This is a genomic window from Autumnicola lenta (genome assembly GCF_031846515.1).
In the GTDB taxonomy this organism is placed as follows: Bacteria; Bacteroidota; Bacteroidia; order Flavobacteriales; family Flavobacteriaceae; genus Autumnicola; species Autumnicola lenta.
In genome coordinates this window covers 1-12,768 of sequence record NZ_JAVRHO010000020.1, presented here as the reverse complement: position 1 = coordinate 12,768, position 12,768 = coordinate 1, and the positions used below count along the sequence as shown (strand labels likewise).

13 protein-coding genes are annotated in these 12,768 nt (G+C 38.5%); 11 read left to right on the top strand and 2 right to left on the bottom strand.

What is annotated here, in order from left to right; all coding sequences use genetic code 11:
• The first annotated feature begins 83 nt into the window (after positions 1 to 83).
• Complete coding sequence (locus tag RM545_RS13395; RefSeq protein WP_311495793.1) at positions 84 to 527, top strand: transcription elongation factor; 444 nt, start codon at positions 84 to 86, stop codon at positions 525 to 527.
• Here RM545_RS13395 and RM545_RS13390 read toward each other — a convergent pair whose 3' ends face one another.
• Positions 528 to 2,576: an HD family phosphohydrolase gene (locus RM545_RS13390; RefSeq protein ID WP_311495792.1), complete on the bottom strand. Its 2,049-nt coding sequence runs from the start codon at positions 2,574 to 2,576 to the stop codon at positions 528 to 530.
• Positions 2,577 to 2,689: 113 nt separating this feature from the next.
• Between RM545_RS13390 and RM545_RS13385 the strand changes: the two genes are divergently transcribed.
• Together RM545_RS13385 and RM545_RS13380 are read left to right on the top strand one after the other, a co-directional pair.
• Complete coding sequence (locus RM545_RS13385) at positions 2,690 to 3,868, top strand: acetyl-CoA C-acyltransferase (protein ID WP_311495791.1); 1,179 nt, start codon at positions 2,690 to 2,692, stop codon at positions 3,866 to 3,868.
• Positions 3,869 to 3,889: 21 nt separating this feature from the next.
• On the top strand, positions 3,890 to 4,639 hold the full coding sequence (locus RM545_RS13380) for a C40 family peptidase (protein ID WP_311495790.1): 750 nt from the start codon (positions 3,890 to 3,892) through the stop codon (positions 4,637 to 4,639).
• Between the two features lie 16 nt (positions 4,640 to 4,655).
• Here the strand turns inward: RM545_RS13380 and RM545_RS13375 are convergent, their stop codons facing one another.
• Positions 4,656 to 5,009: a 4Fe-4S dicluster domain-containing protein gene (locus RM545_RS13375; protein ID WP_311495789.1), complete on the bottom strand. Its 354-nt coding sequence runs from the start codon at positions 5,007 to 5,009 to the stop codon at positions 4,656 to 4,658.
• A gap of 141 nt (positions 5,010 to 5,150) precedes the next feature.
• Here RM545_RS13375 and RM545_RS13370 point away from each other — a divergent pair, with 141 nt between their 5' ends.
• The 8 genes from RM545_RS13370 to RM545_RS13335 all read left to right on the top strand — a co-directional run bounded on the left by RM545_RS13370 (position 5,151) and on the right by RM545_RS13335 (position 12,767).
• A complete protein-coding gene (locus RM545_RS13370; RefSeq protein WP_311495788.1) occupies positions 5,151 to 6,212 on the top strand; it encodes an acyl-CoA reductase in 1,062 nt (353 codons plus the stop codon).
• 78 nt (positions 6,213 to 6,290) lie between these two features.
• Positions 6,291 to 7,355: a 3-phosphoserine/phosphohydroxythreonine transaminase gene (serC, locus tag RM545_RS13365; RefSeq protein ID WP_311495787.1), complete on the top strand. Its 1,065-nt coding sequence runs from the start codon at positions 6,291 to 6,293 to the stop codon at positions 7,353 to 7,355.
• A gap of 212 nt (positions 7,356 to 7,567) precedes the next feature.
• Entirely contained in the window at positions 7,568 to 8,527 is a 960-nt protein-coding gene (locus tag RM545_RS13360) for a D-2-hydroxyacid dehydrogenase (protein WP_311495786.1), read from the top strand.
• Positions 8,528 to 8,667: 140 nt separating this feature from the next.
• On the top strand, positions 8,668 to 9,291 hold the full coding sequence (locus tag RM545_RS13355; RefSeq protein ID WP_311495785.1) for a DUF937 domain-containing protein: 624 nt from the start codon (positions 8,668 to 8,670) through the stop codon (positions 9,289 to 9,291).
• A 40-nt stretch (positions 9,292 to 9,331) separates the two neighbouring features.
• Entirely contained in the window at positions 9,332 to 9,748 is a 417-nt protein-coding gene (locus RM545_RS13350; protein ID WP_311495784.1) for a DUF6146 family protein, read from the top strand.
• A gap of 46 nt (positions 9,749 to 9,794) precedes the next feature.
• Positions 9,795 to 10,100, top strand: coding sequence for a DUF6787 family protein (locus tag RM545_RS13345; protein ID WP_311495783.1), 306 nt, complete (start codon positions 9,795 to 9,797; stop codon positions 10,098 to 10,100).
• Position 10,101: 1 nt separating this feature from the next.
• Positions 10,102 to 10,419, top strand: a complete 318-nt coding sequence (locus RM545_RS13340; RefSeq protein ID WP_311495782.1) for a hypothetical protein — start codon at positions 10,102 to 10,104, stop codon at positions 10,417 to 10,419.
• Between the two features lie 65 nt (positions 10,420 to 10,484).
• On the top strand, positions 10,485 to 12,767 hold the full coding sequence (locus RM545_RS13335) for a TonB-dependent receptor (RefSeq protein WP_311495781.1): 2,283 nt from the start codon (positions 10,485 to 10,487) through the stop codon (positions 12,765 to 12,767).
• Position 12,768: the final 1 nt, after the last annotated feature.

Genomic DNA, 12,768 nt, shown 5'->3' with positions numbered 1-12,768 from the left:
AGCGGTTATTAAACTTTTGCTAATTGTTCTTTTAAAAAAAAATTGATACCTAATTTTAAGAAATGAAAAATTATAAATTTAAAATGAATAAGAAAGAAATTTACTATAAAGCAGTGGATGCCGTAAATGAGCGAATAGAAAAATATCAAAAGGAAATGGATATGATCAAGGAATCCATGGATGCAAACGATATCAAAACAGACTATGACGAAGACAATCGTGGCAAATTACTTGGTGATTTTGAACAAAATGCCGGCTATCTTGATGACTCCAGGCAAATGAAGGAAACATTAAGTGAAATCGATCTGGATCATTATAGTGAACGAGTGAGTTTTGGAAGTGTGGTAGAAACAAATAAAAACCTCTACTATATTGCGGTCCCTATAGGAGAATTACATATGGAGAACGGAAGCAAAGTATATGCCATCTCCACCGAAGCTCCTATTTACCAAGGACTAAAAGGAAAAAAAGCAGGAGAAAGCTATACCTTTAATGATCAGGAGTTCAAGATTGTAGGAGTACATTAATTATTCGGGATACTCAACTCTCAGGTGATAAATATTCTTAAGCTTACGTTTTAGAATTTTCTTTACAAGTTGAATTTCCTTAAATGTGATATTGGAGTTTAAAAACTGGCCATCTTTCATCTGTTTATTAATAATTTTTTCAACAAAGTCATCTATAAGTACAGAAGTTGGCTCTTTTAAACTCTTACTGGCAGCCTCCACACTATCACACATCATCAAAATTGCAGTTTCCTTACTAAAAGGAATGGGTCCGGGATAGCGAAAGTCATCAGGATTTACTTCTTCACTACTACTTTCCTTTTCTTTCATAAGAAAGTAATAAACAGTGCTCGTTCCATGATGGGTTCTAATAAAATCTATCACTCTATCTGGAAGATTATTCCGCTTGGCAATCTCAATACCCTTAATTACATGTTCAATAATAATCTCTGCACTTTCGCGGGGTGAAAGTTCATCGTGAGAATTAACAGCAGTAGTTTGATTTTCTGTAAAGTAGGTCGGGTTCTGCATTTTACCAATATCGTGGTACAGCGCACCCACTCTTACCATCATTGCATTTGCCTGAATTTCGTTAGCTGCAGCTTCGGCAAGATTGGCAACATTTAATGAATGGTGAAAGGTTCCCGGCGCCTTTTCTGCAAGTTCCTTCAGTAATCTGGAATTCGTATCAGATAGTTCCAGCAAAGACATATCGGAAACCATTCCGAAGATCTTTTCGTAAATATAAATAAGCGGTTGAACAAAAAGCGTAGCGAGTCCACCAAGTAGAAAAGTAAGAAATACCTCCCCTTCCACATCGGCTATACTTCCCTCCTGAATAATGGTAAAGGCAAAATAGGAAATAATATATACCAGAGTTATCTGCCCCACCGATATAAAGAGATTTGCTCGCTTATACAATTCTGAAACCGTTAGAATTGTTACAATACCAGCTATAATTTGCAGAAACATATACTCATAACTATTAGGCACAATAAACCCCAGCAACAAAACAGTTATAACATGTGTAAAAAGCCCCAATCGCGCATCAAAAAAAGCTTTGAGAGTTAAAGGCAAAATACAAAGAGGAACCACATAGACGTAATCTATGTTAAATTTTACCACCAAAGTGGTAAGCATTACCATAAAAATAATATTAAAAAATATAAAAGTAACTTTTACATTATTTTCAAATATATCTCTTCTATACTTTCTAATAAAGAGCAATAACATAAGCAAAGCCAGAGCTACCAAAGTACTATAGCCAACCAAAATCCAGTTGTGATTGTCCTCGCTCCATACCTGCGATTCATATTCCTGTTTAAGGGATCTGAGAATGTTATACTTGGCATTATCCACAACCTCCCCTTTTGCAATAACCCTACTCCCCTGCTCAATAATACCCCGTGTATACGAGATATTATTGAGTTTACTTTCCAGCTCTTTTTGAGTGAGATCGTTATTGTAAACAACATTGGGTTCTACGGAATTAAAAAATACTTCCAGCAGTTCGGTTCTAAAGAATCCAAGATTTGCCTGATCTATTTCGTTATTGAGAAAAGTGCTGATATCTCCCTGCTTCAGGATCTTCTTATAGGTAACTTCGTAGGCTTCATTTCCCTTTCGAAGATAAACCAGCTGCTCAGGTTGCATCCTGCTACTCTCCTGCAACAAGCCATTTTTGTAGATTTTCTCTATTGTGTTTTCTACAAAATTATTCAGCGGCCTTTCTGCTAAGTCAAGTACGCTATCACTAAAAGTTCTTTGAATTTCCTGAAGTCCATCGAATTTCACTCTTTCTACTACAGCCGTATCAAATTCATAGTAAGGGATAAGACTATTCCTGATTTCCTGTCTTTCCTCCTGGATCTCCTCTTCGGTCTTTAAAATTGCAAAATCAAACGGAGCATAAAGATTTTCATATTGCCAGGGTTTATTCTTGGGGATGTCGTACTTAAATTTCCCTCCCTTAGGCAGCAGGTAAACTATTAAAACTGCGGTGAGTATAAATAAAAAAACTTTATAAAAAAGTGCCTGGTTTTTATAAAGGTTATTTACGAAATTGCTCATACATAAATTCAGCTAGTAATCAAATGTACTAAAAATCACCCTGAATCATAACCTATTATTAAGTTCCTTATAAAATCATTAACTTCGCAACACCACACATACAATAAAAAATTATGAATACAGAAGTAGTAATAGTAAGCGCAGTACGTACTCCCATAGGAAGTTTCCTTGGGAGCCTTTCCAGCGTACCCGCCACAAAATTGGGTTCTGTCGCAATACAAGGAGCATTAGAAAAAATAAACCTGAAGCCTGAGCTTGTAGAAGAAGTTCTAATGGGAAACGTTGTGCAGGCTGGCGTGGGACAGGCACCTGCAAGGCAGGCTGCCTTAGGTGCAGGTATCCCAGCAACAGTTCCGTGTACAACCATTAATAAAGTTTGTGCAAGTGGCATGAAAGCCATGATGCAGGGAGCTCAATCGATAATGCTGGGCGATACTTCTATTGTCGTTGCCGGAGGTATGGAAAATATGAGTCTCATTCCGCATTATATTCACCTTAGGAATGGTAAGAAATTTGGTCCCGCAAATATGGAAGACGGCCTGCAAAAGGACGGACTTGTAGATGCCTACGATCAAAATGCCATGGGTGTATGCGCAGACTTATGCGCAAACGAGTATAATTTCTCAAGGGAAGATCAGGACACATATGCAATGCAATCCTATAATCGATCCACAAAAGCCTGGAAAGAAGGTAAATTTAATAATGAAGTAATTCCTGTTGAAGTTCCACAGCGAAAAGGGGCCCCTATTGTTGTAAAAGAAGATGAAGAATATAAGAATGTGAAGATGGACAGAATTTCTTCTCTTAAACCTGCTTTTAGTAAAGAAGGTACAGTAACAGCTGCAAATGCTTCTACAATAAATGACGGTGCTGCAGCAGTGATACTAATGAGTCGTGAAAAAGCTGAAGAATTAGGTTTAAAAATTCTCGCAACAATTAAAAGTTTTGCAGATGCTGCTCAAGAGCCAAAATGGTTTACCACATCCCCTGCTAAAGCACTGCCCAAAGCATTGGCAAAAGCCAAAATTAAACAGGAAGAGGTAGATTTCTTTGAATTTAATGAAGCTTTCTCTGTTGTAGGTCTCGCTAACATGAAAATTTTAGGACTTAGTGATAAAATAACCAACGTAAACGGAGGATCTGTTTCGCTGGGACATCCACTGGGATGCAGCGGTGCCAGAATTGTGGTAACTTTATTAAATGTGCTGGAACAGAATAATGCTAAAATAGGTGCTGCAGCAATTTGCAACGGCGGTGGTGGTGCCTCAGCTATGATAATAGAACGTCCTTAACTTCTTTTTAATTTCTACTGAATGCAATATGGTATTTGCCATTTGAGTATCGTTCCAATTCGAATTTCTCCTTCCCATCAAAGTGAAATGGTTTCCCAGGTATTATATGGTGAACATTTTAAAATCCTTGAAGAGCGAGGTAAATGGAGCAGAATTCGTCTCGCTTTTGATGAATCTGAAGCATGGATAAGCAACAAACAACATCTTAGAATAGAAGAAGAAGAATATAACAGTCTGCTAGGTCAGGATCTAATATTATCGGCCGATTTGCTTAGTTATGTGGTAAATAAGCAGGGGCATTTAATGGCTGTTCCCTTAGGATCATCTTTAAATTTTGTTCAAAAACTTCAACATAGTTTTGAAGGGGAAATATCTTCAGGTATAAGCAATAAAGAGAAGTTAGTGCATTCTGCTCTTCTATATTTAAACTGCCCCTATTGCTGGGGTGGTAAATCTCCTTTAGGAATTGACGCGAGTGGTTTTACACAAATGGTCTATAAATTGAATGGCCACAGAATCAAAAGAACTTCTGAAGACCAGGCAAGACAGGGATTAGCATTAAGTTTTATTGAAGAAAGCGAACCCGGAGATTTAGCATTTTTTGACAATAATGAAGGAATCATTGATCATGTAGGTATCATGATGCAGGATAATTATATTATCCACGTAGACGGAATGGTGAGAATAGATCGTATTGATCATTCCGGAATCTTTAACGTTGACCTAAAACGACATACTCATAAACTTCGTGTCATCAAGAAAATTATTTAAAACAAAAAAACGACATTTACTCACTTCCGTGCATAAAGCGTTGTTTTTCGAGTAGTTCTTCTTCAGATTCTACATGGTCTTCATCAGGAACACAACAATCTACGGGACAAACTGCAGCACATTGTGGCTCCTCGTGGAAACCTTTACACTCTGTACATTTATCTGGAACTATGTAATAGATTTCGTCACTTACCGGTTCCTGTGATTCTTCAGCATTTGCACCTTTCCCGTTAGGTAGTACCACATTACCCTCTAAATCTGTACCGTCAGCATATCTCCAGTCATCAGCTCCTTCATAAATTGCAGTGTTTGGGCATTCCGGTTCACACGCACCACAGTTTATACACTCGTCGGTTATTACAATCGCCATAGCTTATTATATTTGTAAAATTTAAATCATACATTCATTAAAATCCCTACAGGTTTAAGAAAAATCAATAGTTTTTCCCATGCGGAAATTTTAATTTCGCTGCAAATTTAACGTCAAAAGCATTCATAACCAAATTAGGCAATGACATTCCACGATAGAAAATCAAATTTTATAGAACTCGGAAGATTTCTTGGACAATTCACACTTACTACTGAAGAAACTTCAGAAAAGACAGTTGAAAATGAAGGATTATACAATGAATTGAATACTAAAATTGATAATGCCGTTCACCATAACGGATGGTTTACCCGTGAGAATATAATTTTTTCAATAAACGAGTGGAGCAAAGCACTTCAGAAAGAAAATCTGGACGCCTGGCTGGAAAAATATGGCCTCGGTGACCATGGAAAGCAAAAAACTGTGGCCGTGATCATGGCAGGAAATATTCCACTTGTTGGTTTCCACGATTTCCTGTGCGTTCTTATGTCGGGGCACAAAGTGCTGGTAAAGCAATCCGGTAACGATAAGCTGTTACTGCCGATAATTGCCAAATTTTTGATACAGCTAAATTCCGAATTCGAAAACCTTATCCGTTTTACAGAGGATCAGCTAAAAGATTTTGATGCGGTAATTGCCACGGGAAGCAATAATACCGCGCGTTATTTCGAATATTATTTTAAAAATAAAGCAAGCATCATCAGAAAAAACAGGAATTCTGTAGCTGTTCTTACGGGTAAGGAAAGTGAGCAGCAGCTAAAGGATTTAAGCCGGGATATTTTCCGGTACTTTGGTTTAGGCTGCCGTAATGTTTCAAAACTTTATGTGCCGGAAGATTACAATTTTGAGCAATTTTATCCCGCAATGTTCGATTGGAACGATATTATGAACCATGCAAAATATGCCAATAATTACGATTACAACAAGGCAGTATATTTAATGAGCGAATTTAAAATTCTGGATAATGGATTTTTACTTCTGAAGGAAGAAGAAACTTTCGGCTCTCCTATTGCCACACTTTTTTACGAGCGTTATTCTTCTGAAGAAGATTTAAAATCAAATCTTGAAGACAACAAAGAAAAACTACAGTGCGTGGTTTCTGAAGGTTTTATGGATACTGAAGTTAAATTTGGAGAAACCCAGCACCCTAAGCTGTGGGATTATGCAGACGATGTAGATACGCTGGATTTTTTACTAAAGTTATAACCTCAAAATCCTCGCTGCAATAACCACTGGCATTTCATTTTTTCCCATCTTTGTTTAATAAAATCAACCAATTCTTTTATGAAAAAACATAATTTTAGCGCAGGTCCATGCGTGCTGCCACAGGAAGTTTTTCAGGAAGCTTCACAGGCTATATTAGATTTTAATAATTCAGGTCTTTCTATTTTAGAAATTTCCCACCGTAGTCCGGCTTTTGTAAGTGTTATGGAAGAAGCCAGGCAACTGGCGCTGGAATTATTGGGACTGGAAAATAAAGGTTACAAAGCTGTATTTCTTCAGGGAGGTGCCAGCATGCAGTTTTTAATGACTGCCTATAATTTACTTCAGGATAAAGCAGCTTACCTTAACACAGGCACCTGGTCCAGCAAAGCAATTAAAGAAGCAAGATTATTTGGAGAGGTCGTAGAGGTAGCATCTTCTAAGGATAAAAACTTCAATTATATCCCAAAGAACTATAACATTCCGCAGGATATAAATTATTTCCACTGTACAAGCAACAACACCATTTTTGGAACCCAGATAAAAGATTTTCCTTCTGTCAATGCTCCCGTGGTATGCGATATGAGTAGCGATATTTTTTCCCGCGAACTGGATTTTTCTAAGTTCGACCTTATTTATGCCGGAGCTCAGAAAAACATGGGACCCGCAGGTGCCACGCTTGTGATTATTAAAGAAAATATCCTCGGAAATGTGAACAGGCAAATCCCTTCTATGATGGATTACCAGGTGCATATCGAGAAAGACAGTATGTTTAACACTCCGCCGGTTTACGCCGTTTATGTTTCTCTGCTTACCCTTAGATGGATCAAAAATAAAGGCGGAATTAAGGCTATGGAAGCATTAAACAATAAAAAAGCCGCTCTTCTTTACGATGAAATTGACAGAAACCCTCTTTTTAAAGGTTTTGCTGCGACTGAAGATCGCTCTGTAATGAACCCAACTTTCAATTTAACAGATGAAAGTAAAAAAGAGAAATTCGACAGCCTGTGGAAGGACGCAAACATTAACGGTTTAAGCGGTCACCGAAGTGTGGGAGGATATCGCGCTTCCATGTATAATGCGCTTTCTTTGGAAAGTGTACAGGTTTTGGTAGATGTGATGAAGAAGCTGGAAAAAGAAGCTTAAACATCTTCTAAAGTAAACTTCTTCGGTTCAAGCCCAAAGCATTAAGAGGAAATAATTTTCGATTTCGAGGCAAGTCCCGGAGCGTTAAAATCTCGATTATCGAGTAAAACCGAAAAGGAAAAAATAATTTTGCCGTTATCAATTTCATCTGAAATATTTCAGCAGGTCGATAATTGGCATTTTTGAACCCTCACCATTTTTAAATGAAAAAGATGAAAGTATTAGTAAACGAAGGAATATCGCAGAATGGCATTGATAACCTTGAAAAAGAAGGATTTGAAGTCATTGTAACCAAAGTAGCGCAGGGACAGCTCATAAATTACCTCAATGAGCATCAAATTGATGTGATTTTAGTCCGTAGTGGCACCCAAATACGCAAAGAACTTTTAGATGCGTGCCCAAATCTTAAAGTTATTGGCCGCGGCGGAGTTGGTTTGGACAATATCGACGTAAAATATGCTGAAAGTAAAGGACTGAAAGTATTTAATACTCCTGAAGCTTCTTCCAACGCAGTAGCAGAGCTTGTTTTTGCTCATTTGTTCAGCGGAATCCGGTTTTTACACGATTCAAACAGGAATATGCCGCTGGAAGGTGATTCCCGCTTTAGAGATTTAAAAAAATCTTATGCCCCGGGACGGGAATTGCGTGATAAAACCTTGGGAATTATCGGTTTTGGAAGAATTGGCCGGGAAGTGGCAAAAATCGCCCTTGGCCTGGGAATGAAGGTTATCGCCAGCGATATTAAAGTTGGAGAAGCAAAAATCACCCTCGAATTCTATAATCATCAAAGCATTACCATTCCAATAAGAACAGAACCAATCCATCAGCTTGTAAAACATTCAGATTTTATTACGCTTCATGTTCCTGCACAAAAAACGCCAGTTATCGGCAAGCAGGAAATAAACGCGATGAAAGACGGCGCAGGTATTGTAAATGCTTCCCGCGGAGGAGTGATAGACGAAGAAGCCCTTCTGGAAGCGCTGGAAAGCGGAAAACTTGCCTTCGCAGGACTTGATACTTTCCAAAATGAACCTTCTCCGGCCATCAAGCTGCTTATGAATGAAAAAGTTTCGCTTAGTCCGCATATCGGTGGTTCAACAATAGAAGCGCAGGAAAGGATTGGAGTAGAATTGGCAGAAAAAGTAATTGCTGCCCTCAAGAATAATTCATAAATACTTCTTAAGCTATTCCTGTAAGTTATTGTTCATTGTTTATTGTTTATTGTTTATTGTTAAATGTGATTGTAGTATTTCTTTAACGCTCTCCCTCTTTTGAAAGCTGTAAATTGAATTTTATAAAAAAATTAAAAGTTATGGCATCAATATTAGATATTCTTAATACGCAACCGGGAGAAAACTTAATTGAAAAAGCGCATAAAGAGACCAATGAAAGTAAGGACGATATCACTTCAGCTTTAGTGATGGGAATGCCGTTAATCCTCGGTGCGCTAAAGAACAATTCAGAAAAAGAAGAAGGCGCTAAAGCTCTTGACAAAGCTCTTAGTGACGATAAACACAAAGGTGATCTTCTGGAAAACCTTCAGAATTCAAAAACAGGGGAAATCACGGGAGAAGGAGCTAAAGTTCTTGAAAATGTACTGGGAGGACAAAAAGATATTATTGAGGAAACTTTGTCGAAAACCCTGGGAATGAGCAAAGACTCCATTAGCACCATTCTGAAATTGGCAGCTCCGGTTATTATGAGCCTGCTTGGAAGCCAGAAAAGAATAGACGGAGTAAAAGCTGATGGACTTCCCGGTTTAATAGAATCACTAATGGGAGCAAGCTCAGCTCACGACTCTTCTCTTATAAAGAGCCTGATTGACAAAAACAACGATGGAAATATTATTGATGATGTTACCGGAATGGTGCTTGGTGGTGGCAAAAAAGGAAAAGAAGGCGGAAGTATTCTCGGTGGGTTCACCGGCGGAAAGTAATTTGGGAATAATTCTTGAATAGAAATTTTAAAATAAAGTGATGAAGAACATAATTTACGTGCTCCTTCTGGGCCTTTTTATTTATAGCTGTGGGTCTTCGAAAAGGAGTATGCGACTTACAAACGCCAAGAATGACACCGTTAGAATTGCTAACGACAGCCTTGAATATGAAATAATTATTATTGAACCCGGATTTAATCTTTTCATTAACTCTATTGCACAACCAGAAGGCTACTATTCACAGAACTACCTGGAGAATAAAAACCGCCAACTGGTTATAGAATACAATAATCGCGTTATGCAGCCACAGCGTTTCGATCCCAATTTGTATGTCAATGAAATAAATTATGAACCCCGTATAGATTATGGTTACGAAGTAAACTATTTGCTTTACAACTATTTTGTCTATTTCAGCCGGCAATATAACCAGCGGTTTCCCGTACCCACACGTATTTAACTTACAGAAGTTCGTGTTGTTTTCTTTCATTTAATATATTTGCAGCATGGAGAAGTTAAAAAAACATTGGGGAATAGATTCCAACTGGCAAATTCTTGTGATCCTGGTCGTATTTGCTGTTACGGGTTCCTCTTCTGCAAAGCTTGCGGGACCTTTAGTAGAATTTCTTGGATTGCACCAGCAAACTTCACACTGGCTTCTTTACTGGTCTCTTAGGATTTTACTTATTTTTCCTGTTTACCAGGTACTTCTTGTTTCTTTTGGTTGGTTATTTGGTCAGTTTCAATTTTTCTGGGCTTTTGAAAAAAAGATGCTTTCCAGGTTAGGAATGGCTAAACTCCTCCGACTATAATTTGAAATTCTTTCAGAACATATTTCTTGTCCTTTCTACTGTGCTGATACTATTGCCATCGGCAGTAAGCTTTGCGCATATTTTTAGTGGTCACGGGCATCAACTGTGTGATGATTATGCCGAAACCCACTATCATGCAAAATCCGTGGATTGTGAGCTCTACAAGTTTCATAAAAATCCCGGGCTTCAACTGGAATTCCTTGCGTTTGAACCTGTAGAAGTTAAGGTTCAGCAAAAAGTTATTTTCAATTATTATCAGTTTTTAAGTGATTATCAAAAGCTTCCTTTTGAGCTAAGAGGGCCTCCTCAGCACGTATAACTTCCGTCTTTTAATCCCAAAATACTTTTGGGTAAGAATGTTATACTAATCATTTAAAATATTACATGAAAAGCAAAATTTTATTTGTGCTGCTTCTGGCAGTCACACCGTTTATATATGCCCAAAATCACTTTTCAGGAACCGTCACCGATGCCGAAACAGGTGAACCTGTCATAAGTGCAACAATATACCTGCCTCAACTGGAAAAAGGGACACTTTCAGATTTTAAAGGCAATTTCAGTTTTAGCGATATTCCTGAAGGAACTTACAAGCTTGTAATTTCTTCTGTGGGTTACAGTTCATTTTCAAGGGAAATTAGACTTCCTTCCGAAGAAATAAGCATTACAATTCAACCTTCTGCTATAGAAATGGAAGAGGTCATCGTTTCTACACCTTTCCACCAGCTGCAAAGTGAGAACGTGATGAAAGTAGATCGCGAAAGCGTTTCAACATTGAACCGGAAAGGAGCTATTACGCTGGCCGATGGAATTTCCCAAATGCCCGGTGTAGAAAGCATTACCACCGGAATTGGGATTGGCAAACCAGTAATACGCGGACTCAGTTCTAACCGCGTTCTCGTTTATACCCAGGGCGTAAGGCTGGAAAACCAGCAATATGGAGATGAACACGGACTTGGAATTAGTTCAAAAGGAATAGGAAGTGTGGAAGTTATAAAAGGCCCTGCTTCCCTTCTCTACGGAAGCGATGCAATTGGCGGTGTGCTCTATCTCAATCCGGAAAGGTATGCGCAGGCAAATACCACTAATGCAGAAGTTGATGGAAGTTATTTTAGCAATACTTTAGGTTATCAGGCAAGTGCAATGACCCAAACATCTGGTGATAAATTGAAGTTTATCGCCCGCGGAAGTTATGCTGCACATAGTGATTATGAAACCGGAAACGGCACCAGAGTCACAAATACCAGATTTAATGAAACGGACTTTAAAGGAGGTTTTGGCTATCAGGATGCCCGGTATAAAGCAGATTTACGATATAATTTTAACCGATCCAATATTGGAATCCCTGAAGAGATCGGTATTCAAAATACTGAAAAAGAACCGCTTCTCCCCTACCAGGAAATTGATAATCATATTGTAAGCCTGGACAACCGCCTGTATTTGCCAAATTCGAGCCTCGACCTTAAAATTGGATATCAGTTTAATAACAGGAAAGAATTTGAAGAAGAGCATGCTCATGAAGAGGAAGAAGAACATGAAGGTGAAGAAGAACACGAAGAACATGAGGAGCATGAGGAGCACGAAGAAGGTCATCCTGCTTTAGAAATGCATTTGGAATCCCTCAACTATAATTTGAAGTATAACCTGCCAAAAACGGGAAATTTCGAGACTATACTTGGAGTGCAGGGCATGCACCAGACAAATTCCAACTTTGGTGAAGAAATTTTAATTCCCGATGCAGAGATGGCTGACTTCGGAATATTTGGTACGGCACATTTTCATCTCGAAAGCTGGGATTTTCAGGGTGGTCTGCGGTATGACAACCGAACAATCGACAGCGAAAACTATGGGCATGATGGAGAAGAATCTTTTATTACAGCTGTGGATCGCTCTTTTAATAGTATAAATGGTGCAATTGGAGCTAAATACCAATACCAGAGCAAATTTATTGTAAGATTAAACCTCGCCAGTGGATTCCGGGCTCCTAATTTAGCCGAACTGACTTCCAATGGCTCACATCATGGCGCAAACAGGTACGAAATTGGAAATGCCAATCTTAATAATGAGCAGAATTTCCAGGTAGACCTTTCCCTGGAATGGAGAAATGAACATTTTGAAGCTTTTGCCAATGCTTTCCACAATTCGGTAAATGATTATATCTTCCTAAGTCCTTCCGGAGAATTTATTGAAGATGATCTGGTTTATAATTATACGCAAGGGGATGCTACATTGTATGGCGGGGAACTAGGCTTCCACATTCATCCGCACCCACTGGACTGGCTGCACCTGGAAAGCAGTTTTGAAACCGTGACAGGAAAATTGGAAAATGATGAATACCTTCCTCTTATTCCGGCCAATTCCCTCACAAATACCTTTAGAGTAGAATTCGACAGTGATCAGCAATTATCCAATAAGTACGCATTTATAAGGCTGAAAAACGTTTTTGATCAGAATAACGTGAGTACTTTTGAAACAAGAACCGGAGGCTACGGACTTTTAGGAGCAGGATTAGGAGGAGAATTGGAATTAGGAGCTTCTTCTGTAGAAATAAACATCAGCGGAAATAATCTTCTCAACAAAGACTACATTTCACACCTCTCCAGGCTAAAACCAGATGGCATTTCCAATATTGGAAGAAACATCCTGGTTTCCCTTCTCTGGAATATTTAAA